The sequence below is a fragment of the Solibacillus sp. FSL H8-0538 genome (assembly GCF_038003525.1).
Lineage (GTDB): Bacteria > Bacillota > Bacilli > Bacillales_A > Planococcaceae > JBBOPI01.
Genome location: NZ_JBBOPI010000001.1, coordinates 1,310,573 through 1,332,956 on the forward strand (window position 1 = coordinate 1,310,573; position 22,384 = coordinate 1,332,956).

Here is a 22,384-nt window from a genome sequence, read left to right on the forward strand (position 1 = left end):
GTTTACGAATAAGAGGAGACGTTTAACGATGAAATGGAAACAACAAATTCATGGTATGAAAGCATATCAACCTGGTAAACCAATGGAAGAAGTAAAAAGAATGTTCGGATTAGACGAAGTAGTGAAGCTTGCATCAAATGAAAATCCATTTGGCAGCTCACCAAAAGTAAAAGCATTTTTACAAGCGGATGCTGCGAACCATGCGATTTATCCAGATGGCTACGCACAAACTCTACGTACAGCAGTGGCAAACCATTATGATGTAAAAGAATCAGAGCTTATTTTTGGCAATGGCTCGGACGATTTAATTGCGATTATTACACGTGCATTGTTGTATCCAGGCGTTAACACAGTTATGGCTGATTTATCATTCTCGCAATACTGGCACAACGCTGAAATTGAGGGCGCAGAAGTACGCAAAGTACCGTTAAAAGACGGCAAACATGATTTAGACAACATGCTTGATGCAATCGATGAAAATACGTCAGTTGTGTGGGTATGTAATCCCAATAACCCTACAGGTACAATCGTTTCAGACGAAGAATTAAGCAACTTTTTAGCAAAAGTACCAGAAGATGTGTTGGTTGTGTTAGATGAAGCCTATATCGAGTATGTCAATGATCCAGCGTATAAGGAAACAATTCATTATTTCCGTGAGTATTCAAATTTAATTTTATTACGTACATTCTCAAAAGCGTATGGTCTTGCATCATTCCGCTTAGGATACGGTATTGCGCAAGCGGATGTTATTGCGAAGCTAGATCCTGTACGAGCACCATTTAATAACACAATTTTAAGTCAGGCTGTTGCAATTGTCGGGTTATCTGACCAAGACTATATTAAACATTGTTGTGAAGCGAATGAAAAGGGGAAAGCGCAATACGTCGCATTTTGTGAAAAACACGGACTCCATTACTTCTCGTCTCAAACAAACTTTGTACTATTTGAAGTAAAAGCAGATAGCAACGTTGTATTTGAGGAAATGATGAAGCGAGGATTTATCATTCGCAGTGGTGCGGCACTTGGTATTCAAGGCTATATTCGTGTAACAATCGGAACAGAAGCTCAAAATGCAAAATTCCTAACGTTACTCGAAGAAGTTCTGACAGAGCAGGGTGTGTTTGCATGACACGGAATGTTTTCGTCATCGGACTTGGACTTATTGGCGGTTCCATCGCTCTAGCTTTACAAAAAGCTCCGCATACGAAAGTGTTTGGCTATGACTTTCATGAAAAAACACGCGATTTGGCGAGCACATTAAAAATTGTGCACGAAGTTGTAGATAATCCACTAGAAGCTGTTGAACAAGCGGATGTTATTATTTTTGGGACCCCCGTAAATGCAACACTTGATTGGATGGAACAATTAAAATCTTGGCCCTTAAAGCGTTCTGTCATCGTTACAGATACCGGAAGCACAAAAGGGTTAATTATGGACAAAGCGCAGGAGCTTCGAGACATCGGCATTACATTTATCGGCGGACATCCTATGGCGGGCTCACATAAAAGTGGTGTGACCGCTGCCAAGCCGTATTTATTAGAAAATGCCTATTATTTGCTAACACCCCAAGTAGATGAGGATCCCAAAAGGATTGATGAACTGGAGCAACTGCTGAAGTTTACGCTTGGTAAGCTTGTTAAAGTAGATGCAACAGAGCATGATCATATGACGGCAGTCGTAAGTCATTTCCCACATATTGTGGCAGCTTCACTTGTTCATCAGCTAAACCGTGAAAAGAATGACTTTCCAATGACTACTTTACTTGCGGCAGGTGGATTTCGTGATATTACACGGATAGCTTCTTCTAATCCGGTATTGTGGCGTGATATAACGTTGCAAAATCGTAAGGAGCTTTCTGGACAGCTAAATACTTGGCTTGCCGAAATGACACATGTTAAAGAGCTACTTGAGCAAGGAGAAGAAACAGAAATTGAACAGTATTTTGCCGTCGCAAGAGATGTGCGAGATGAATTGCCGATTTCTACGGGTGCCTTCTTTATGCCGTTTGATTTATATGTAGACATTCCGGATTATCCTGGTGTAATTTCAGAAATTACGGGGTATTTGGCAGAGGAACATATTAGTATCATAAATATCCGCATCGTTGAAACACGTGTGGACGTCTTCGGAATTTTAGTCATTAGCTTCCAAAATAGTGATGACCGCGAGCGAGCAGCAAAATGTATTGCACACCGCGCGAATTTTGAGACGTATATAGCTTAATAAAGAAGGTGTCTCATTAGGGTTATTGAGACACCTCTTTCTGTACAGGAAGAAAACAAAAGGTACAGCACTATTTATTACAAGGAGGAATTCATATGAGTGAGAAAACGATTCAGTTTGATCAACCGCAGCTAAAAGGAACGATCACTGTGCCTGGCGATAAATCGATTTCGCATCGTTCGGTCATGTTTGGCTCCATTGCTAAAGGAACGACGACAGTTGAAGGATTTTTACTAGGGGAAGACTGCCTAAGTACAATTGATTGCTTCCGAAAGCTTGGCGTTAAAATTGACGTAAACGGTACAAATGTAGTAATTGAAAGCCCTGGTATGGACGGCTGGGCAGAGCCGAAAGAGGTACTCTATACAGGAAACTCAGGCACAACAACGCGTTTAATGCTCGGCATCTTAGGCGGAACAAAGCTACATACAATAATGACCGGTGATGCATCGATTGGTAAACGCCCTATGCGCCGTGTTGCTGATCCGCTACGTTTAATGGGGGCGCAAATTGCCGGTCGAGAAAATGGACAATATACACCACTCGCTATTCAAGGAACGGATTTACAAGCTATTGATTACACAATGCCTGTTGCTAGTGCACAAGTAAAATCTGCTATTTTACTTGCAGGACTACGTGCACAAGGGACAACGATTGTGCGTGAAAGTGAAGTTTCACGTGACCATACAGAGCGAATGCTACGCCAATTTGGTGCAATAATAGACGTAACGGATGGTGTCGTTTCATTTGAAGGCGGTCAGCAATTAACGGGAACTCATGTGAATGTGCCTGGAGATATTTCTTCAGCAGCATTTTTCTTAGTTGCCGGTGCGATTACAAAAGGTAGTGAGATAATATTAAAAAATGTTGGTGTCAATGAAACACGCGCAGGCATTATTGAAGTATTAGAGAAAATGGGCGCCGCAATGCGAGTTGGGATCGAGAATGAGCAAGCAGCAGAACCAACGGCAACGATTACGATTAGTACATCCGATTTACAAGCAACGACAATTGAAGGAAACATTATTCCGCGTTTAATAGATGAAATTCCGATTTTAGCCCTACTTGCTACACAAGCAACGGGCACAACAGTAATTAAAGATGCAGAAGAACTAAAAGTAAAAGAAACTGACCGCATTACAGCTGTTGTAACAGAACTGAAAAAACTGGGTGCAAATATTGAAGCAACGGATGACGGTATGATTATTAACGGACCAACAAAGCTTCACGGCGGTGCCTTAAAATCATACGGCGACCACCGTATTGGCATGATGGCGGCTGTGGCAGCGCTCGTTACAGATGACCCCGTAACGCTTGATGATGCAGCATGTATTGCCGTTTCCTACCCAACATTTTTTGAGCATTTAGAAACACTTCTTCAAAGGTAAAATTCACTAAACTCTCCCGTTCTTGAGGAGAGTTTTTTCTTGTGCAAGTCCTAGTAGTACGGTAGCATTAGGATTGAATTAAGAAAGTAAAGGTGAATGATTTGACAAATTTAATGAACGATATGCTACAAGCAATTCAAAATGGAGATTTAGCACAAATTGATGTGCTTTTAGAAAGTTTTTTAATAAACGAAGCACCGGCTGAACAATATGAAATTGCTGAGGTTTTTATGCAATATGGTTATATAAATGAAGCAGACCGCGTTTTTGAACATTTACAATTCCTATTCCCAGAAGAGGCGCAAATTGCGATTGACCGTGCAACCGTGCTAATGGAAAAGGGCGAGGAAGATGATGCACTGGATTTATTAATGGGCGTTCCAGACGATGCACCTGAATATCCGCAAACATTACTCGTTCTGGCGGATTATTACCAAATGCAAGGATTATTTGAAGTAGCGGAGCAGCGCATTAACGAAGCACTTCAAATTTTACCATTGGAACCATTATTACAATTTGCTAAGGCAGAGCTATTATTTGAAACAGGCCGTTTTACTGAAGCTGTTCGTATTTACGAAGAACTATATGAAATCGATAAAACATTTGCCGGTGTATCACTTGCGCAGCGTTTAGCGGAAGTTTATCGTGCCGGAGCTGGCTATGAGGCGGCGTTTGAATATTATATGGAGGCGCTAGAAGAAGATGTTACACCAGACTTATTATTTGGCTCAGCTTATGCTGCCTTCCAAACGCAAAAATATGAGCTTGCAATTAAGCAACTTGAAGATTTAAAAGAACTAGATCCCGATTATTTCTCAGCTTATTTATTATTAGCGGAAAGCTATGCGATGCTTGAAGATAACAAACAAGCGCTTGTTGCGATTAAAGAAGGTTTAAAGCGTGACGAGTACGATAAATCATTATTTCTATTTGCAGGGAAGATGGCGCTGAAAAATAGCTTATCTGAGGAAGCAATCGGTTACTTGCAGGAGGCCATTGCACTTGATCCTGAGTACATGGAAGCAATTTTAGTGTTAATGTCTGTCTATACAACAGAGCAGCGCTACGAGGCAGTAATTGATCTATACGAATTTGTAAAACGCAATGAATTTGATTGGTCTGCACTGTATCCATTTGTTGCAGAAGCGTATGATAAAGAAGAACAGTTTGAAAAAGCATATGAAATTTACACGCTTGCATATAATGATTTCAAAGAAGATGTATCATTTTTAGAAAAATACTGCTACTTCTTATTAGAAGAAGGCAAACGTGAAGAGGCAAAACAAATTGCACAGCAGCTGATGGCACTACAACCTGCCGAGCAGCAATGGTCGGACCTATTTGATCGCTTTGAGTAAAGGAGGATTAGTTCATGACTTCTTCCATTCCAATTATCGACAAAAAAACCTTTGTCAGGTGGTTTCTTAAAAATTACCAACTTAAAAGAAGAGAAGGCGTGTGGATATTAAACTATTTATTAAGCAATGACGCTTTGCTAGAAAATATTCATTTTGTTGAGGAGGCACACTATTGCCCACGTGCAATTGTTATGTCCTCGGTCGAGAGCAATGGTATTCCATTCCGATTTTATAAAGGTAATATTATGACGTCAGACGCGGAAAAATCGTTTCATGATTTACGGTTAAATCCGAAAGAAGCCATGTATATGCAGCTTAATTTCCCAAACATCCCGCCAAGTCCTTACTATCTGGCTGTGTTAGAAGACAATCCATTTATGCCGAAATATTTGCATATAAGTGAAAAGGATCGCGTAATTGCTGAACAATTATTAAAAAATAGTATGCTCGTATTCCAAGAAGAGAAAATTTTAAAAGAAATAGACGAGGCATTGGATAGCGGAGACAAGGAAAGGTTTTTTGAGCTTTCCAATTTACTACAAGCACTAAAGCAGTCGTCAAAATAATGAATGTTGAAGTCCAACAAAGGGCTTCAACATTTCATACTGATTATGGGGGGAATTTCATGATTTTTAATGTTAAAGATGTAGAACAATTCCAAGAGCAAAAGCAATTTATCGACACAGCTATCGTACCACTGGTTAGCTTAGATTTATCAAACGAAGGCATGAAACAGAGCAGTTCTAAGGTAGAGTATTTAATGTCATTAACAGCATTTGTAGAGCACCAATTTAAAGGGCGTTTAATGTTAACTCCACCGTTTTCTTATACAGACAATACGCGAAACGATACAAATCCGGTTCAAATTAAATCCGAGCTGCATGCGGCCGGATTTAAAACTGTTTTTTTTATGACGTGTGACCATTATTGGACAAGTAAGCAAAATGAGATTGAAGTGATTTGGTTACCTTCAATACCGCTAGAATCAATGGATAAAGCAGTAAAACAGCGGATATTAGAAGATCAATTAAAACAAGTCATTCCGATTCTCACTAAAGCTTGGTCACAGCAATAGAAAAATTGATTCATGAAAAGTTCATAAAGTTATCAAATCCTCATAAAGCATTGTTGACCAACCTATTCTCTTGATATATCATAGATATGTCCTAGTTATTTACTATTTGTAAAAGTATATGTCCGTTGGACTGACCTTTTAGTTAGAGGGGGGAAAAGGATGAGTAATAATCGAGTAACACGACGTCAATTTCTAAACTACACTTTAACAGGTGTTGGTGGATTTATGGCGGCAGGTATGTTAATGCCAATGGTGCGTTTTGCAATTGACCCAGTTCTTCAAACGAAGGCTGATGGGGATTTTGTTTTAACAAGCCAAAAAATTGCAGATATTACAGAAGCGCCAACAAAAGTTGATTTTACGTTTGAGCAAACTGACGCTTGGTATAAATCTGAAGTAACAGAAGCTGCATGGGTATACCACGATGGTAGTAAAATTGTGGCACTATCACCAGTATGTAAGCATTTAGGTTGTACTGTAAACTGGGAAGGTGACCCAGAACATGCTAATCAATTCTTCTGTGCTTGTCACGCAGGTCGTTACGAGAAGACGGGGAAAAACATTGCAGGTACACCACCTCTTGGGCCGCTAGACGAGTATGAAGTGGCAGAAAAAGATGGTTATTTATTGCTTGGGAAAAAGATTGCAAACACTTTTAGTTAATTAGTTAGGGGGTACGAAATCAGTGCTAAATAAAATTTATGATTGGGTCGATGAGCGTTTAGACATCACACCGATTTGGCGTGATATTGCCGACCATGAAGTGCCAGAGCACGTTAACCCTGCACATCACTTTTCAGCATTCGTTTACTGTTTTGGTGGATTAACTTTCTTCATCACAGTAATCCAAATATTATCTGGTATGTTCTTAACAATGTACTACGTACCAGACGTAGAGAATGCTTGGAAATCAGTTTATTACTTACAAAACGAAGTAGCGTTCGGGGAAATCGTTCGCGGTATGCACCACTGGGGAGCTTCATTAGTTATCGTTATGATGTTCTTACATACTCTTCGTGTATTCTTCACAGGTTCATATAAAAAACCTCGTGAATTAAACTGGATTGTGGGCGTTGGTATTTTTGGTGTAATGTTAGGGTTAGGTTTCACAGGTTATTTACTTCCTTGGGACATGAAGGCGTTATTTGCAACGAAGGTAGGTATTGAAATTGCCGCGTCAGTACCATTTATTGGTGGTATGATTAAAGTTTTACTTGCTGGTGATTCTGCAATCATTGGTGCACAAACTTTAACACGTTTCTTTGCAATTCACGTATTCTTCTTACCTGCAGTATTATTTGGATTGATGGCAGCTCACTTTGTGATGATTCGTCGACAAGGTATTTCAGGTCCGCTTTGATCTGAGCACAACGTTTTTATGATTTACTAAAGGAGGGGACACTATGCATCGCGGAAAAGGGATGAAATTCGTAGGCGACTCGCGTGTTACGACTCATAATCGTATGCCGAACAAGCCTAAAGATTATTCCGAGTATCCAGGTAAAACAGAAGCTTTCTGGCCTGACTTCTTATTAAAAGAATGGATGGTTGGTGCTGTTTTCCTAATTGGGTACTTACTATTAACTGTCGCGCACCCTTCACCACTTGAAGGCCCGGCAGATCCAACAAATGCTTCTTATATTCCGTTACCGGACTGGTACTTCTTATCAATGTACCAATTATTAAAATATACATTTGCTTCAGGTCCATACAATGTTATTGGGGCTGTAATTATTCCAGGTTTAGCGTTTGGTGCTCTAGCATTAGTACCATTCTTAGATACGACGCCAGAACGTCGTCCATCTAAGCGCCCATTACCTACTGCATTTATGCTTTTAGCACTTGCATCTATGATTTACCTTACATGGGAATCAGTTCAGGCAACAAACTGGGAAGCTGTTGACGCGCAAGGTGTGATTTCTGATAAGGATTTAGGATTATTACCTGATATCGAAATTGATGAGGCTTCACAAGGTTATGAGATTTATCAAGCTCAAGCATCTTGTATTGGTTGTCACGGTGGCGATTTAGCTGGTGTATCTGGTCCAATGCTATTAGGCAATGAATTAACAGCTGAAGAAGTTCATGAAGTTATCGCAAACGGTCGTGGTGGTATGCCAGCAGGCGCGTTTAGCGGTACTGAAGAAGAGCTTCAGGTATTATCTGAATTCATCGCTAGCTTAAAAGTAGCTGAATAATAAGATTGAAGAGAGTCAGTTCGCTGGCTCTCTTTTTTTACTTTAAAGTTTGTGCCATAATACATAAGAATTCAAAAAAAACGAAACTTAATGACATCTGAATCGTATATAGTAAAGGAGTAATCGTTATGAAATCAATTATGATGCAAGGCTGGTATATGATAACGCACCGTGCGTTTTTAACATTGCTCTTAATCATTAACGTATTAGGGACAGCATATGGTTACTATTGGTATAAAGGTCAGCTAGCTATTACCGAGCCGAAATTTTATATTTTTGTACCAGATAGCCCAACAGCAAGTTTATTTTTCTGTATTGCTATTATTGGTTGGCTACTCGGCAAAAACTTTAAGCTTGTGGAAGTGCTGGCACTCATTACACTGATTAAATATGGGTTATGGGCGGTTGTAATGAACTTGTTAACCCTAGCGGAATCGGGTTCAATAGGTGGGACAGGTTGGATGCTTATTTTTTCACATTTTATGATGGCGGTTCAAGCAGTGCTCTATTTACCTAAGTACCGGTTCGGTGTTGTTCATGTGATCCTTGCGGCGATTTGGACGCTCCATAATGACGTGATCGACTATGTGTTTGGGCAAATGCCAATGTACAGAGTGCTTGACCTATATACTAGTCAAATTGGGTATTTTACGTTCTGGCTGTCTATTTGCTGTATTTTGCTTGCTTATTTAGAAGCTCGCAAGCGTGAATATTTGCAACAGATGTAAAATATATTTAAAATTGAAATTGAATTGTAAGTTAGAAAGGAAGAGATTTAATGGGAATGTTTATAGTTTACTTTGCGATTATTATGCTATTACCTATATATGCGCAGATGAAGGTAAAAAGCACATATAAAAAGTTTGCAAAAGTTCCAGCACAAAAGGGGATGACGGGTGCGCAAGTTGCTCGTTTAATATTAGATCAGCACGGATTAACAGATGTGCGTGTAGTACCGACACAAGGCGTTTTATCAGATCACTACAATCCAGCAACTAAAACAGTTGCACTATCTGAAGACAATTATTACAACACTTCGATTGCAGGTACAGCGGTAGCAGCGCATGAGGTTGGCCATGCAATTCAGCATAAAGAAGCATATTCGTTATTAACACTACGTGCAAAACTAGTACCTGTAGCAAATATATCTTCTAACTTCTCATGGGTTTTCGTTATGATTGGTATTTTTGCACAATTTTCAGGATTACTTTTATTAGGTATTGTGTTACTTGCAGTTGGAGTAGTTTTCCAAATTGTTACACTTCCAGTAGAGTTTGATGCTTCGAAGCGAGCGATGAATGAAGTTGTGTCACTTGGTATTATTGGTAATAATGAAGAACGATCTGCTCGCAAAGTGCTAAATGCAGCGGCATTAACATACGTTGCAGCGGCGGCAGTAGCTGTATTAGAGTTAGTACGTTTAGTATTAATTTATACAGGTATGCGTTCAGACGATTAATTAAAATACACGCATTCGAGTTTGTTCTCGAATGCGTGTTTTTTTTTGTTATTGAAGTGGTTGTTTTTTTCATCAAACGTAAAGCCTTCACCAGCAACGTCATGCACTTCGGGTTGGCACGATGCCAATCAGTCAGCCGTTGACGAAAGGATGCGGCGCAGTTAGGCTGACTTCCTTGCGATTGAAAAGTGTGGTCTATGAAAATTAATGAAGCGGTTGTTTTTTTTCGTCCAACGTAAAACCTTCACCAGCAACGTCATGCACTTCGATAATCGACACGAACGCGTGAGGATCAATATCGTTAATAATAGATTTTAGGCGAACAAGTTCATTTCGTCCGACCACGCAATATAACACATTTTTATGCTCTTTCGTGAAATGCCCGTGCCCGTCAAAAATCGTCACACCTCGCTCCATTTTCTCAGAAATAAAGTTCGCAATTACATCCGAATGATTTGAAATAATGAGCGCACCTTTTGCAGAATACGCTCCGTCCTGCACTAAATCAATGACACGTCCCCCCACATAAACAGCAACAAGCGTATACATCATGGAACGGGCATCAAGGAATGTTAGCCACGATAATAGAATAACAATGAAATCAAAGGCGAACATCGTTTTTCCCATGCTCCAGCCTAAAAATTTATTTGCGAGACGTGCGATAATATCTACCCCACCCGTAGTGCCGCCACAACGGAATACAATCCCAAGGCCGACGCCGACAAAAACACCTGCAAATAACGCAACAAGTAGCTTATCATCTTGTAAATTCATTTGGAATTCATAATGCTGGAATACCTTTAAAAAGACCGATACTGAAATGGTTCCAACAATGGTATAAGCAAATGCTTTCTTCCCTAAAAGCTTCCAACCTAATATAAACATCGGAATGTTTAAAATTAAATTCAGCAATGCTGGATCCCAGTTTAGTGTAAAATACAAAATAAGGGTAATTCCACTAAAACCGCCTTCTCCAAGATGGTTTTGCATATTAAAGTGAACAAAGCCAAAACTAAAGATAGCTGCACCGATTATGATGCCAATAATATTTTGAATTTTAATGCCTTTCATAGTAAACCTCCTATCAAAAAATGAACAAATTACTCATAAATAAGCATATAATTACGGAAAGATGATGTAAGACTTATTATGTTGCAATTTTCATCTTTTGACAATAGTTAGCGAAATATATACCATAAAGAAAGGAGTGTGAGTCTATGTCGAATGAAATCTCATTGCAGCAGCTGCAGCAGAGAGTTGATAATTATATCGGACAGTTTAAAGAAGGCTATTTTCCGCCGTTTGAAATGCTTGCACGTTTAACAGAAGAGCTAGGAGAATTATCGCGAGAAGTGCAGGATGTTTACGGACATAAGAAAAAGAAAATGACTGAGGATGACAATAGCATTGAAGAAGAGTTAGGAGATTTCTTCTTCGTTTTAGTATGCTTTGCCAATGAGCAAGGTATTCGTCTAGATGAAGCTTTACTACGCGTACTACAGAAATTCGAAACACGAGACAAAGATCGTTGGACACGAAAGGACGAACAGTAAAATGACAATCAAAGTAGCAATTGCCGGTGCACGAGGAAAAATGGGTATAGAAGCAGTACATACAGTTATTAAGCGTGAGGGCATGGAGCTAGTCGCTATACTGGACTACAAGCAAGTAGGACAAACATTGGCAGATCTTGATATCTTCCCGGAAAATTACAAGGTTCCAATTTACACTGATTTTTGTGCATTAGTAGAAGAAACAAAACCAGATGTACTCGTAGATTTAACGAATCCGCATGCGGTTTATGAACATACAAAGCAAGCATTAGTTCATAATGTTCGCCCAGTTATAGGAACAACGGGTTTTACAGATGAGCAGTTAGTAGAATTAAAAGAACTCGCGGCATCTAAAAAAATGGGTTGCATTATTGCTCCAAATTTTGCAATTGGTGCGATTTTAATGATGAAGTTTGCACGTGAAGCGGCAAAGTATTTACCGAACGTTGAAATTATCGAAATGCATCATGATAATAAACTAGATGCGCCGTCTGGAACTGGTTTAAAAACAGCGCAAATGATTGCGGAAGTTCGTGACCCAAAAGGCCAAGGTCATCCGAACGAAAAAGAAATGATGCAAGGCGCGCGTGGAGCAGAGTTTGAAGGTATGCATATTCACTCTGTCCGTCTTCCAGGACTCGTTGCACATCAACAAGTATTATTTGGCGGTGAAGGGCAGTTGCTAACAATTCGTCATGATTCGTTCAACCGTGAATCATTTATGAGCGGCGTAACATTCTGTATCGAAAGAGTACTGGATATGGAAGATTTAGTATATGGCTTGGAAAATATCATATAATAGAAGGAATGAATAATATGAAAATTGCTTTAATTGCACACGACCGAAAAAAAGATAATTTAATTCAGTTTGCCATCGCATACCGTGATATTTTAGCTGAGCATGATCTGTATGCTACAGGCACAACAGGCTTATTAATTAGTGAGGAAACGGGTTTAACGATTACGCGTTTTCGTTCGGGTCCACTAGGGGGCGACCAACAAATTGGTGCAATGATTGCAAATGATGATATGGATATGGTGTTTTTCTTCCGTGACCCGTTAACGGCCCAGCCACATGAACCGGATGTTGCAGCGCTTGTTCGTTTATGTGATTTATATCATATCCCGCTCGCAACGAATATGGGAACAGCGGAAATTTTATTAAAAGGCTTAAAAGAAGGATTTGTTGATTGGAGAATTATTCAAGAGCGACGCCAGTAAATTTAATAGTTGGCGCTGTTATATTACATTGTTGTTCTTCAAATGTTTCCATAAGTAGATGGATTCACCTTCGCGCCTATCGCAAAAACGAGCAGCTAGGGCGAATCCATGGCAGTAAAAAATCAACAATTAGAAATAGCAGCGTCAAACATAGAAATGGCAAAAGAAAGGGTGAAGATGCGGATGCGAAAACTTAAGATTGGTATAACATGTTACCCAACAGTTGGCGGTTCAGGTGTAATTGCAACAGAGCTTGGCAAAATGCTTGCAGAACGTGGGCATGAAATACATTTCATTACGTCGAGCGTACCTTTTAGATTAAATAAAATATATCCGAACGTCTTTTTCCATGAAGTCGAAGTGAACAATTACTCAGTATTTCAATATCCACCGTATGATATTGCGCTTGCTAGTAAAATGGCGGATGTTATTCAAGATGAGCAACTAGATGTTTTGCATGTGCATTATGCAATCCCACATGCGGTGTGTGCTGTACTGGCTCGCGAGATGAGCGGTGAGAAAGTCGGCATTGTAACGACATTACATGGTACAGATATATCAGTTTTAGGGGAGGATTCTACGCTTGCACAAGCAATTAAATATGGTATTAACCGTTCCGATTGCGTAACGGCAGTGTCCGATTCCTTAAAGAAGCAAACGTATGAGTTGATTGACACAACGAAGGAAATTGAAACCATTTATAATTTCGTCGATGGCAATGTGTTCAAGCCGCTCGATCCAGGTAATTTGAAGGAACAATTCGGTATCCCCAAAGAAGAGCGTGTCATTATTCACGTCTCGAACTTCCGCAAAATAAAAAATCTGCCGGACGTTGTAAATTCTTTCGTGAAAATTCGTGACGTCATGCCAGTGAAACTTTTATTAGTAGGCGACGGACCGGAGAAGCAGCGAATAATGGATTTAGTAAAAGCCACTCCTTACAAGCAGGATGTATTATTTTTAGGGAAGCAGGAAAATATCGCGGAGCTGTTTGCGATTAGTGACTTAAAACTTCTACTTTCCGAAAAAGAGTCATTTGGGCTGGTGTTACTGGAAGCAATGGCATGCGGAGTCCCAGGTATAGGAACTGCAATCGGTGGCATTCCAGAAGTAATCGATCATGATGAAAATGGCTATTTAGTAGAGCTAGGAGATACAGATGCTGTGGCTCATTATGCGATCGAACTACTGAGTGATGAAGCTAAACTACTTCGTTTCCGTCAAGCAGCAATAAATGCTGTTCAACAAAAGTTCCACTCCGAAAAAGTAATTCTCCAATACGAACAATTATATGAACGACTGGCGGCTGTAAAATTATGAATACGAAGAACTGGCAGGCAGCAATGCAGGTCATTGAAAAAATAGAACAAGCTGGTTTTGAGGCAGTTGTAGTTGGCGGTGCGGTACGTGATCTGTATTTACAAAAGGCAAGTCATGATGTAGATGTAGCAACAAGTGCACTACCAACAGAAGTGAAGGCGCTATTTTCAACTACGATTGATGTCGGCATTGAACATGGCACCGTCCTTGTTACGGACATGGTCGAGCCCATTGAAGTAACGACATATCGCACAGATGGAACGTATGTAGATCATCGTCGTCCGGATGCTGTACAATTTGTTCGCACATTGAAAGATGATTTACAGCGCCGTGATTTCACGATGAATGCAATGGCCCTTACACGTACGAATGAGCTGATTGACTTATATGGTGGTAAAGCAGATATTGATGCGAAAATGATTCGTGCAGTTGGCGACCCCGTGCTTCGTTTTCAAGAGGATGCACTACGAATGCTACGAGCTGTCCGCTTTAGTGCGCAGCTCGGTTTTGCCATTGAAGAAGCGACAATGATGGCAATCAAGCAGCATGCAGCAACGATTCAGTATGTTGCGATGGAGCGAATCCATGCTGAGCTATCGAAAATTTGGACAGGTAAGTATGTGGCAATTGGTCTCGCTTCACTAGAGCAGTCGGAGCTAGCAAGCTTTTTACCAGGTCAATTTAAGGCCTCGCAATGGGCAGACTTTCAAACTGAGGACCGCATTGTCGGCTGGGCGTATTTATGTGTATTAAATGCCGATTTCGACGCACAGCTATTAACGGTTTATAAATGCTCCAATAAAGATAAAGCCTTTGTTAAGCAAGTTCTACAGGCATATAAAGCGCTTGAGGCAGGGTGGCAGCCGGTACATTATTTCCGATATGAACTTTATGCACTACAAACGGCATACCGCTTTGCACAGTGGCAACAAGGAGAGCAAACCGTTTCTTTTGAAGAAATCGAACAAAATAAATTAGCTCTACCAATTCAGCAAACGTCAGAACTTGCAGTATCAGGTCATGATTTTATGCAATGGACAAGTAAAAAGAGAGGTCCTTGGTTAAAACAGGTACTAAATGATGCCCTACAAGCCGTACTAAACGGGGAAGTAGCCAATGATCCACAACAGTTAAAGGAATGGTTAATAAATGCGTTTAACGATGAAGGATGAGCTTTTACAACGGTTTTTACAAGCAAAGGGTTCACCTATTTCTGGTCAGCAGCTCGCTGATGATTTTCAAGTTTCACGTACTGCGATTTGGAAGCATCTACAGGCATTGCAGCAGGACGGGTACACATTTGAAACCGTGAAGAAAAAAGGTTATAAGCTAGTAGATGTGCCAGATGTTGTTGACGTAGCCCAGTTGAAAGCACAGTTAACGACGGAGCGTTTTGGACAAACAGTGCACTATTTTGAGGAAGTACAATCTACGCAATTAATTGCCCATGATTTAGTTCGCGCGGGTGCTCCGGACGGGACGGTCGTGCTAGCAGAGTTTCAAACGGCTGGACGTGGTCGCATGATGCGTGAGTGGAATTCGAGTGCAGGTAAAGGGATTTGGATGACGGTCATCATTCGTCCCGATGTGTTACCACACCAAGCCCCACAGTTTACACTCGTAACAGCAGTAGCGGTCATACACGCCATGAAGGCACAGTTCAAAAACTTTACACCAGAAATAAAATGGCCGAATGATATTTTAATTAATGGCCGCAAATGTACAGGTATTTTAACAGAAATGGTTTCCGAGACAGACCGCATACAAGCGCTACTCATTGGAATCGGCATTAATGTTAATCAACAAATGAGTGATTTTCCAGACGAGCTACAATCGATTGCGACGTCGATTGCAATTGAAGAGGGCGAGAAAATTGACCGTGCACAGTTTGTTGCGAATGTACTAGAATTTCTAGAGCAATATAGCGATCATTACATAAAGCACGGTTTTGGTTTAATTAAAGAATTATGGGAAAATGCTTCCGGTACAATCGGCAAGCAAGTGAAGGCGACGACGCTTCGTGAAGTTGTTGAAGGAGTAGCGGTCGGGATTACGGAAGATGGTGTTTTAGAAATCCGTTTGCCGAATGGAGAAATTCAAGGTATTTATTCAGCCGATATTGAAATAAAAAAATAATGTTACGAAAATGATTTACTGTACGTTTTCTTCCAAACTTGTTATAGTAGCCGTAGGACAGTATCAACTGTGAACTGTACCTTTTGTAATACAAACTACAACAACATATCTGCCTTGATCTTATATGACAGGGACGGAAGAAAACACGCGTTTAAACCTATCTTCACGTATGACGCTACCCTTCTGTCTAATTTTAGATAGAAGGGTATTTTTTTGTGTATAGAAAAGTACAACATTCCTATATACAAAAGAAAGGACATCAACTCGCACTATAGTGGTGCGAAATGTGTCTTTCTAATGTTTTCTTCTTAAAAAGAGGAGGAGCGTAATGAAAACAACTAGTGATTTTCTCAAAATGAAGAAGCAGGACGAAAAAATTGTCATGATTACTGCCTATGATTATCCAAGCGCAAAATTTTCAGAAGATGCCGGTGTCGACATGATTTTAGTAGGCGATTCTCTTGGCATGGTCGTGCTCGGCTATGATTCAACAATGCCAGTAACAGTGGAGGATATGGTGCATCATAGTAAAGCCGTTCGCCGCGGCGCACCAACTACATTTATTGTGGTGGACATGCCATTTGGTTCTTATCATGGTAATATAAATGACACTTTAAAGACAGCGGTTCACATGATGCAAGCGACGAATGCCAATGCGCTAAAAGTAGAGGGCGCGGGTGAAGTAGTCGACGTTATTAAAAAGCTTACGAATGCTGGAATTCCAGTCGTAGCACACCTTGGTTTATTGCCGCAATCAGCTGGCGTACTTGGGGGCTATAAAGTACAGGGCAAAACAGCGGAGCAGGCTGTACAACTAATTGAGGATGCGAAAGCATGTGAAGAGGCGGGTGCGTGTGCAGTCGTTTTAGAATGTATTCCATACCAGCTAACAGAGGCCGTTTCTCGCGTGTTAACAATTCCTACAATCGGTATTGGAGCAGGAGTTGAAGCAGATGGACAAGTACTTGTATTCCATGATTTATTACAATATGGCAAGCATCATATCCCGAAATTTGTTAAAGGCTTTGCAGAGGTAGGGATTGAAATAGAGCGTGGCATTAACGGTTATACAAAGGCAGTGAAGGCAGGCACATTCCCTAGTGATCCACACCGTTTTACAATGAATGATACTCAGTTGAATCAATTATACGGAGGCGTCAATTAAATGAAGGTAGTCCACACAATAGCTGAATTAAAAGAACTCGTATCAGCGGCGAAAATAGCAGGGAAATCAATTGGTTTTGTGCCAACAATGGGTTATTTACACGAAGGTCACTTAGCATTAGCTACCAATGCAAGCAGGGAAAATGACATTGTGGTGATGAGCATTTTTGTCAACCCAACACAGTTTGGACCAACTGAAGATTTCAGCTCGTACCCACGTGATTTACCGCATGATACTGCACTTGCAGAAACAGTGGGCGTAGATATCATTTTTGCACCGAGTGTCGAGGAAATGTACCCAACTGACGGTGGTATATACATTCGTGCAGGAAGGCAAGCTGAAATTTTATGCGGCGCTACACGTCCAGGGCATTTTGACGGCGTACTGCAAGTTGTAGCAAAGCTCTTTAATTTAGTCCAGCCAAACTATGCGTATTTTGGACAAAAGGATGCACAGCAAGTAGCGATTATTCAAACGATGGTACGTGACTACAACTTCCCACTAGAGCTACGCATTGTACCGATTGTGCGCGAAGAGGACGGCTTAGCAAAATCAAGCCGCAACGTCTATTTATCAGCACAGGACCGTACAGAAGCACCGGCTATTCACGCCGCACTACGCTTAGCTCATGACCAGATGTTAAAAACAGGGAATGTGGGACAGGCGGTGGCGATCGCATCAGCGTATATTGAAGAACATACATCAGGCAGTATTGACTACTTGCAGCTTTTATCCTATCCAGATTTAAGTGCTATTAATGACAAAACGGAACAAGTGCTACTAGCGACTGCAGTTTATATTGGCAAAACACGTTTAATTGATAATGTCATCTTTTCATTAAAAGGGGAAAAAGCATATGTTTAGAATGATGATGAATAGTAAAATCCACCGCGCGCAAGTAACGCAAGCAGATTTAAATTATGTTGGTTCAATTACAATTGATGCAGATTTACTAGATGCAGTAGGGATGCTCCCAAATGAAAAAGTGCATATTGTTAATAATAACAACGGCGCACGCTTTGAGACGTATATTATTGCAGGAGAGCGCGGTTCAGGTGTGATTTGTGTAAACGGTGCAGCAGCCCGCCTTGTACAAAAGGGCGATATTGTCATTATTATTTCTTACGTCTATGTAGACAACAATGAAGTAGCCGACCATCAGCCAACCGTAGCAATTATGGGCGAAAATAATACGATTAAAGATATTATCAGCTACGAGCCAGAAGCAACAGTTATGTAAAAAAAAAGCCGAATTCAGCAGCTTAACGACTGAATTCGGCTTTTCTAATTGTTATGCTGGAATCGCGGGTACTTTTCGTAAGCTGCTCGCAATTAGGACATAAAAAATGATGCTAATCAAAATGAGAAATGTAATGAAGGAAATAAATGTTAAATCATTGAAAACAGTTAGTAGAGATTCATACAAATCAAAAATGACAGTTGCAATTGGTACGAAAACGAGACAGCCAATGTACGAATAGCCGCCGATTGTCCCAAATCTGTAAAACATCATGTTAATGAATAGTCCGAACATTAACGCATTTATTAGCAATACGGCATCTAGTAAAAAGGTTTGCATGAACGGGTGTTCTACATTGAAAAGTAAAATAGGATGGATTAATATCGCATTTTTAATGTTAAGTGAGCTGGATAATAATGTGATTCCTTCGTGGAATAAACCAATAATTAAAGCACCAACAATACTCCATGTTACAAAAAACAATCCAATAATCGCAATATATTGTACTCGATTCACACCAAGTTTTAAAAAATAGGGCATCGTTTTGTTTATCAGTTTAGAAGCCATAATGGAGTAAAAAATATAAACGGGAATAGAAATTGATAATAAGAAATGAATATTTTCACTGAACGCATGGTTTAAAAAGAAAGACAATAAAACAATGCTAGTGATAATGCTCCAGAAAATGATGTTTTGTTTTTTATAGCTAAGAAATAGAACATAAAAACTTCCCTTTACTATATTCATACATACAAACCTTCCTTCTGCTGTTTACTTAAATACACTAGCATGTCGTGCAATGAAACATTTTCGAATTTTAAGTCTGTTTGTTCAATGGATTGCCCGTTTAAATAAATGATTGCTGTCAATTCATTCATAAATGTGTGTTTATAAATGACTTCGAAAGGTTCGATCACTTTTTCCACGTTTTGAGGTGCACCCTTTACGGCAATAACATAGTCATTCCACTCATCAAAGTTCTTTTGCAATAGCAATTTTCCTTCTTGCATAATGAGTACTTCATCAAATAAATTGCTTGCTTCATCAATTAAATGCGTGGATAAAATAAAAAGTCGAGGATATTTAGCCTGCTGACTAATCAAAAGGTCATAAAATAAACTTCTTGCAGCTACATCTAGACCAATATATGGTTCGTCAAAAATTGTAATGGATGTATTACTCGCAAAACCAGTAATGATACCTAGAGCCGAAACCATTCCTTTTGAAAGATTTTTAATTTTATCCTTTTTGTTTAGAGCGAAAAGCTGAATGAGCTCTAATGCTAGCTCCGCATCCCAATTTGGATAAAAGAAGCTACTAGCCTTTAAACTTTGCCCTATCGTCAATTCCTCCTGGAAGTTTCCAGTTTCCGCAACAAAGCATATATCCTTTAAAATACGTGAATTATTAAAGACGTTTTTGCCATTAACAAGGATCTCCCCATTTGTAGCAGGAATGAGCCCAGCTAGTAAATTTAAAAATGTAGTTTTTCCGGCACCATTATGGCCTAAGAAACCGATAATTTTTGGACCTTCAATTTTAAAGGAAATATTTTTTAATGCTCGCTTTTCCTTGTAAGACATACTCACATTTCTCGTTTCGATTATCATACGTTATCCCCTTCGTAACATATTGTTTAATTCTTCTTCCGAGATGCCAAGTCTAGTTGCTTCATTTTTCAATGGTTCAATGTAGTTAAAGAAAAAACTTTCTTTTCTCTCCTCGATCAAAATAGAGCGAGCGTCAGCACTGACAAACATACCAACACCTCGTTTTTTGTAAATTATGCCTTTATCTACTAATTCATTAACCCCTTTGCCTGCAGTAGCAGGGTTTATCTGATATTCCTTGGCAAATTCATTCGTTGACGGGATACGATCTTCAGGCATTAATATTTCATCCAAAATAGCATCCTCAATACGCTCTCGAATTTGCTGGAAAATGGGCTTTTCATTGCTGAGCGATTGATTCACAATACACCTCCTAGTTATTTGGTTAGTTGGTTGTGTAACTAACTGTATAACTATTTCGTTTTTTCGTCAACTATTTTTTGATAATATTTCCATTAGTGGTATTTGATCCTCGGGATAAAAAACCTTTATTTTACATTTTTCTGCGTAGTTTTTCTAAGATATATTTTTCCTTATGCGCCCAACTAAGTCAGTGATATATACTAAAACAGGCAACAGATGATTAGAATAAGGGAGTGTTTTTTTGACAACATTTAAAATTCCAACGATTGATGACGTGGCACGGCAAGAAGCGAGCCGTTACATTGATTCATTAACAAAGCCACAGGGGGGAGTCTTGGTCGCTTAGAAGAACTTGCCATTGCGGTTGCAGGTATGACAGGACAAGTAAAACTTGATTTACAACCTGGTATTTTAATATTTGCAGCAGATCATGGCATTGTTGCTGAAGGGGTTTCGGCTTTTCCACAAGAAGGAACGGTACAAATGGCGTTAAATATGGTCGATGGTGGTGCGGGCATTAACGTGTTCGGTCGTCAAATTGGTGCGGACGTAACTGTTTATGACGAAGGTGTGTTAACGGATTTTGACACAGATGGCGTTGTAAACAAGAAAGTACGTCGGGCAACAGGAAACTTTGTAAAAGAACGTGCAATGACGATTGATGAAGCAAAACAAGCGGTTCTTGTTGGGTACGAAGCGGCTAAGAGAAAGATAGCGTGCGGTGTTGGCTGTTTAATCGTGGAGGAAGTAGGTATTGGTAATACTACACCAAGTAGTGCATGCTTTGCTGCGATGACAAAAATCGATCCGAGTGAGCTTGTTGGACGTGGGACAGGTATTTCGGTCACGCAACTTGTACATAAAGCAGATATTATTCGTGCTGCAATTGGCTTCCATAGTGCTGATGGACAAAATGGTTATGAGCTCCTTAGTCAAGTGGGAGGGTTAGAAATGGGGGCAATGGCAGGTGTGATGATTGATGCTGCTGAAAATCGCGTGCCAATTTCACTGGACGGCTTTATTTGTATGGTTTCTACTTGTATTGCTCGATTACTTGCACCAGGCGTTGAAGAGTATATGATTGTCGGTCACCGCTCTATGGAACCAGGTCATTCAAAAGCAATTGAATTTCTCGGCAAAGATCCACTTGTTGAATTAAACCTACGTCTCGGTGAAGGTACCGGTGCAGCGATTGCCTATCCGATACTTCTAGCAGCCAATGCGATGATTAAGGAAATGGCAACGTTTGAAAGTGCTAACGTTGCGAAGAAGACTGAAATTTAATGAAGCGCTACAACAAATAAATATAGAAAGAAGTCTGTCCAAATGGTTCAGACTTCTTTTTTTTAATCATATGATGTGTTAGTAGTTCCAGTTGCCAATTTGAAGTTATGACGGACGGTTGAGGACATTATTCAGTATACCAAAAACGAATATGAGAAAAGTGTTTGACCAGGCTTTATCATTCCATATTAGGAGGGATTGTTTAATGAAAAACTTGATTCATATGATCATAACAGCAGCAATTTTAGTCTTTATTTATTACGTAACACATGGTCAACTAGATTTAAATGTACTGCTATTTATTGCAATTATTATGTTGATTCTGATTGTGTCGAGTGTACTCGCGACAAAAATGCATCCGCAACATGCAGAGAAACTTGGACTCATAATAAGCTTTTCTATCATCGTATTGTTTGGGCCCTGTTTTGCAGTATATGGAGCATTAGGTGACCTGGCGGAGCCTTTAACAAGCGAGGTGTTTATGCGCTGTATATTAATGTTTTCAATAGCGCCGATTATATGGTTAGCTGCAGTTATTCTTTCTTACCGTCATTATTTTATTCAACATTAGAATTATTACAAATATTTCTGGATTTAGCATGGATGTTTGGGAAAGGATGAAAAATTATCAACAGTATTGAAATGTTTTTGTCACATTCACAGGGATAAGATTGATTAGTATAATAAAATTTGCTAAAAAAGTACTGGAATATCATGAATAGCTCAGTTAATTTATTAATGTAAAATAACATTGGGAAATGTTTCAAATGTAATTTGTTATATATATAATT

The 22,384-nt window shown here is 39.7% G+C and carries 25 protein-coding genes and 1 pseudogene; 22 read left to right on the forward strand and 4 right to left on the reverse strand.

Annotated elements, in window-relative coordinates; genetic code table 11:
* Positions 1-28 precede the first annotated feature (28 nt).
* The 11 genes from hisC (at position 29) to MHH87_RS06205 (ending at position 9,701) form a co-directional block, all read left to right on the forward strand.
* Positions 29-1,129: a histidinol-phosphate transaminase gene (gene hisC, locus MHH87_RS06155; RefSeq protein WP_340748449.1), complete on the forward strand. Its 1,101-nt coding sequence runs from the start codon at positions 29-31 to the stop codon at positions 1,127-1,129.
* Positions 1,126-2,223 carry a prephenate dehydrogenase gene (locus MHH87_RS06160; RefSeq protein ID WP_340748450.1) on the forward strand — a complete coding sequence of 366 codons (1,098 nt, stop codon included), beginning with the start codon at positions 1,126-1,128 and terminating at the stop codon, positions 2,221-2,223. The genes hisC and MHH87_RS06160 overlap by 4 nt, the downstream gene beginning before the upstream one ends.
* Positions 2,224-2,318: 95 nt before the next feature.
* Positions 2,319-3,611 carry a 3-phosphoshikimate 1-carboxyvinyltransferase gene (gene aroA, locus MHH87_RS06165; protein WP_340748451.1) on the forward strand — a complete coding sequence of 431 codons (1,293 nt, stop codon included), beginning with the start codon at positions 2,319-2,321 and terminating at the stop codon, positions 3,609-3,611.
* Between the two features lie 113 nt (positions 3,612-3,724).
* Positions 3,725-4,969, forward strand: coding sequence for a tetratricopeptide repeat protein (locus MHH87_RS06170; protein ID WP_340750905.1), 1,245 nt, complete (start codon positions 3,725-3,727; stop codon positions 4,967-4,969).
* Between the two features lie 14 nt (positions 4,970-4,983).
* Entirely contained in the window at positions 4,984-5,535 is a 552-nt protein-coding gene (locus tag MHH87_RS06175; RefSeq protein ID WP_340748452.1) for a ReoY family proteolytic degradation factor, read from the forward strand.
* 59 nt (positions 5,536-5,594) lie between these two features.
* Positions 5,595-6,044: a YpiF family protein gene (locus MHH87_RS06180; protein WP_340748453.1), complete on the forward strand. Its 450-nt coding sequence runs from the start codon at positions 5,595-5,597 to the stop codon at positions 6,042-6,044.
* A gap of 159 nt (positions 6,045-6,203) precedes the next feature.
* Positions 6,204-6,707: a QcrA and Rieske domain-containing protein gene (locus tag MHH87_RS06185; protein WP_340748454.1), complete on the forward strand. Its 504-nt coding sequence runs from the start codon at positions 6,204-6,206 to the stop codon at positions 6,705-6,707.
* Between the two features lie 22 nt (positions 6,708-6,729).
* Positions 6,730-7,404 (forward strand): menaquinol-cytochrome c reductase cytochrome b subunit, encoded by a 675-nt coding sequence (gene qcrB / locus MHH87_RS06190; protein ID WP_340748455.1) that lies wholly within the window; start codon positions 6,730-6,732, stop codon positions 7,402-7,404.
* A 43-nt stretch (positions 7,405-7,447) separates the two neighbouring features.
* Positions 7,448-8,242 (forward strand): menaquinol-cytochrome c reductase cytochrome b/c subunit, encoded by a 795-nt coding sequence (locus MHH87_RS06195; RefSeq protein WP_340748456.1) that lies wholly within the window; start codon positions 7,448-7,450, stop codon positions 8,240-8,242.
* Positions 8,243-8,370: 128 nt separating this feature from the next.
* Entirely contained in the window at positions 8,371-8,970 is a 600-nt protein-coding gene (locus MHH87_RS06200) for a DUF1405 domain-containing protein (RefSeq protein ID WP_340748457.1), read from the forward strand.
* A 50-nt stretch (positions 8,971-9,020) separates the two neighbouring features.
* Positions 9,021-9,701, forward strand: a complete 681-nt coding sequence (locus MHH87_RS06205; protein ID WP_340748458.1) for a zinc metallopeptidase — start codon at positions 9,021-9,023, stop codon at positions 9,699-9,701.
* Positions 9,702-9,905: 204 nt separating this feature from the next.
* On the opposite strand, the gene MHH87_RS06210 is transcribed toward MHH87_RS06205, so the two are convergent.
* On the reverse strand, positions 9,906-10,772 hold the full coding sequence (locus tag MHH87_RS06210; protein WP_340748459.1) for a YitT family protein: 867 nt from the start codon (positions 10,770-10,772) through the stop codon (positions 9,906-9,908).
* A 146-nt stretch (positions 10,773-10,918) separates the two neighbouring features.
* Here MHH87_RS06210 and MHH87_RS06215 point away from each other — a divergent pair, with 146 nt between their 5' ends.
* From MHH87_RS06215 to panD, 9 genes are all read left to right on the forward strand, one after another.
* Positions 10,919-11,254 carry a nucleotide pyrophosphohydrolase gene (locus tag MHH87_RS06215; protein ID WP_340748460.1) on the forward strand — a complete coding sequence of 112 codons (336 nt, stop codon included), beginning with the start codon at positions 10,919-10,921 and terminating at the stop codon, positions 11,252-11,254.
* A gap of 1 nt (position 11,255) precedes the next feature.
* On the forward strand, positions 11,256-12,053 hold the full coding sequence (gene dapB, locus MHH87_RS06220) for a 4-hydroxy-tetrahydrodipicolinate reductase (protein ID WP_340748461.1): 798 nt from the start codon (positions 11,256-11,258) through the stop codon (positions 12,051-12,053).
* A 17-nt stretch (positions 12,054-12,070) separates the two neighbouring features.
* Complete coding sequence (gene mgsA / locus MHH87_RS06225; protein ID WP_340748462.1) at positions 12,071-12,475, forward strand: methylglyoxal synthase; 405 nt, start codon at positions 12,071-12,073, stop codon at positions 12,473-12,475.
* Between the two features lie 183 nt (positions 12,476-12,658).
* Complete coding sequence (gene bshA / locus MHH87_RS06230) at positions 12,659-13,795, forward strand: N-acetyl-alpha-D-glucosaminyl L-malate synthase BshA (RefSeq protein ID WP_340750907.1); 1,137 nt, start codon at positions 12,659-12,661, stop codon at positions 13,793-13,795.
* On the forward strand, positions 13,792-14,967 hold the full coding sequence (locus MHH87_RS06235) for a CCA tRNA nucleotidyltransferase (RefSeq protein ID WP_340748463.1): 1,176 nt from the start codon (positions 13,792-13,794) through the stop codon (positions 14,965-14,967). Before bshA ends, MHH87_RS06235 begins: the two co-directional genes overlap by 4 nt.
* On the forward strand, positions 14,945-15,931 hold the full coding sequence (locus MHH87_RS06240) for a biotin--[acetyl-CoA-carboxylase] ligase (protein WP_340748464.1): 987 nt from the start codon (positions 14,945-14,947) through the stop codon (positions 15,929-15,931). The genes MHH87_RS06235 and MHH87_RS06240 overlap by 23 nt, the downstream gene beginning before the upstream one ends.
* A gap of 328 nt (positions 15,932-16,259) precedes the next feature.
* Positions 16,260-17,096, forward strand: a complete 837-nt coding sequence (panB, locus tag MHH87_RS06245) for a 3-methyl-2-oxobutanoate hydroxymethyltransferase (RefSeq protein ID WP_340748465.1) — start codon at positions 16,260-16,262, stop codon at positions 17,094-17,096.
* The gene (gene panC, locus MHH87_RS06250; protein ID WP_340748466.1) at positions 17,097-17,960 is read left to right on the forward strand and encodes a pantoate--beta-alanine ligase; all 864 of its coding nucleotides are present in this window, start codon (positions 17,097-17,099) and stop codon (positions 17,958-17,960) included.
* Positions 17,953-18,336, forward strand: coding sequence for an aspartate 1-decarboxylase (panD, locus tag MHH87_RS06255; RefSeq protein WP_340748467.1), 384 nt, complete (start codon positions 17,953-17,955; stop codon positions 18,334-18,336). Before panC ends, panD begins: the two co-directional genes overlap by 8 nt.
* A 51-nt stretch (positions 18,337-18,387) precedes the next feature.
* Here the strand turns inward: panD and MHH87_RS06260 are convergent, their stop codons facing one another.
* The 3 genes from MHH87_RS06260 to MHH87_RS06270 are packed head-to-tail and all read right to left on the reverse strand — an operon-like array spanning position 18,388 to position 20,309.
* Positions 18,388-19,083: a hypothetical protein gene (locus tag MHH87_RS06260; protein ID WP_340748468.1), complete on the reverse strand. Its 696-nt coding sequence runs from the start codon at positions 19,081-19,083 to the stop codon at positions 18,388-18,390.
* Positions 19,080-19,946, reverse strand: a complete 867-nt coding sequence (locus MHH87_RS06265) for an ABC transporter ATP-binding protein (protein WP_340748469.1) — start codon at positions 19,944-19,946, stop codon at positions 19,080-19,082. The genes MHH87_RS06260 and MHH87_RS06265 overlap by 4 nt, the downstream gene beginning before the upstream one ends.
* Positions 19,947-19,949: 3 nt before the next feature.
* On the reverse strand, positions 19,950-20,309 hold the full coding sequence (locus tag MHH87_RS06270) for a GntR family transcriptional regulator (RefSeq protein WP_340748470.1): 360 nt from the start codon (positions 20,307-20,309) through the stop codon (positions 19,950-19,952).
* Between the two features lie 241 nt (positions 20,310-20,550).
* Here MHH87_RS06270 and cobT point away from each other — a divergent pair.
* Positions 20,551-21,593, forward strand: a pseudogene (gene cobT, locus MHH87_RS06275) (nicotinate-nucleotide--dimethylbenzimidazole phosphoribosyltransferase).
* Between the two features lie 205 nt (positions 21,594-21,798).
* A complete protein-coding gene (locus tag MHH87_RS06280; protein WP_340748471.1) occupies positions 21,799-22,164 on the forward strand; it encodes a hypothetical protein in 366 nt (121 codons plus the stop codon).
* The last annotated feature ends 220 nt before the right edge of the window (positions 22,165-22,384 follow it).

Excerpts from the sequence above, each read along its gene's own strand:
- MHH87_RS06200 (WP_340748457.1), top strand. The coding sequence starts at position 8,371 with ATGAAATCAATTATGATGCAAGGCTGGTATATGATAACGCACCGTGCG.
- MHH87_RS06210 (WP_340748459.1), bottom strand. The coding sequence starts at position 10,772 with ATGAAAGGCATTAAAATTCAAAATATTATTGGCATCATAATCGGTGCA.
- MHH87_RS06235 (WP_340748463.1), top strand. The coding sequence starts at position 13,792 with ATGAATACGAAGAACTGGCAGGCAGCAATGCAGGTCATTGAAAAAATA.
- bshA (WP_340750907.1), top strand. The coding sequence starts at position 12,659 with ATGCGAAAACTTAAGATTGGTATAACATGTTACCCAACAGTTGGCGGT.
- panB (WP_340748465.1), top strand. The coding sequence starts at position 16,260 with ATGAAAACAACTAGTGATTTTCTCAAAATGAAGAAGCAGGACGAAAAA.
- MHH87_RS06215 (WP_340748460.1), top strand. The coding sequence starts at position 10,919 with ATGTCGAATGAAATCTCATTGCAGCAGCTGCAGCAGAGAGTTGATAAT.
- MHH87_RS06265 (WP_340748469.1), bottom strand. The coding sequence starts at position 19,946 with ATGATAATCGAAACGAGAAATGTGAGTATGTCTTACAAGGAAAAGCGA.
- hisC (WP_340748449.1), top strand. The coding sequence starts at position 29 with ATGAAATGGAAACAACAAATTCATGGTATGAAAGCATATCAACCTGGT.
- MHH87_RS06205 (WP_340748458.1), top strand. The coding sequence starts at position 9,021 with ATGGGAATGTTTATAGTTTACTTTGCGATTATTATGCTATTACCTATA.
- MHH87_RS06260 (WP_340748468.1), bottom strand. The coding sequence starts at position 19,083 with ATGAATATAGTAAAGGGAAGTTTTTATGTTCTATTTCTTAGCTATAAA.
- MHH87_RS06160 (WP_340748450.1), top strand. The coding sequence starts at position 1,126 with ATGACACGGAATGTTTTCGTCATCGGACTTGGACTTATTGGCGGTTCC.
- panD (WP_340748467.1), top strand. The coding sequence starts at position 17,953 with ATGTTTAGAATGATGATGAATAGTAAAATCCACCGCGCGCAAGTAACG.
- dapB (WP_340748461.1), top strand. The coding sequence starts at position 11,256 with ATGACAATCAAAGTAGCAATTGCCGGTGCACGAGGAAAAATGGGTATA.
- MHH87_RS06280 (WP_340748471.1), top strand. The coding sequence starts at position 21,799 with ATGAAAAACTTGATTCATATGATCATAACAGCAGCAATTTTAGTCTTT.
- MHH87_RS06180 (WP_340748453.1), top strand. The coding sequence starts at position 5,595 with ATGATTTTTAATGTTAAAGATGTAGAACAATTCCAAGAGCAAAAGCAA.
- MHH87_RS06195 (WP_340748456.1), top strand. The coding sequence starts at position 7,448 with ATGCATCGCGGAAAAGGGATGAAATTCGTAGGCGACTCGCGTGTTACG.
- aroA (WP_340748451.1), top strand. The coding sequence starts at position 2,319 with ATGAGTGAGAAAACGATTCAGTTTGATCAACCGCAGCTAAAAGGAACG.
- MHH87_RS06170 (WP_340750905.1), top strand. The coding sequence starts at position 3,725 with ATGAACGATATGCTACAAGCAATTCAAAATGGAGATTTAGCACAAATT.
- MHH87_RS06240 (WP_340748464.1), top strand. The coding sequence starts at position 14,945 with ATGCGTTTAACGATGAAGGATGAGCTTTTACAACGGTTTTTACAAGCA.
- panC (WP_340748466.1), top strand. The coding sequence starts at position 17,097 with ATGAAGGTAGTCCACACAATAGCTGAATTAAAAGAACTCGTATCAGCG.
- MHH87_RS06185 (WP_340748454.1), top strand. The coding sequence starts at position 6,204 with ATGAGTAATAATCGAGTAACACGACGTCAATTTCTAAACTACACTTTA.
- mgsA (WP_340748462.1), top strand. The coding sequence starts at position 12,071 with ATGAAAATTGCTTTAATTGCACACGACCGAAAAAAAGATAATTTAATT.
- MHH87_RS06175 (WP_340748452.1), top strand. The coding sequence starts at position 4,984 with ATGACTTCTTCCATTCCAATTATCGACAAAAAAACCTTTGTCAGGTGG.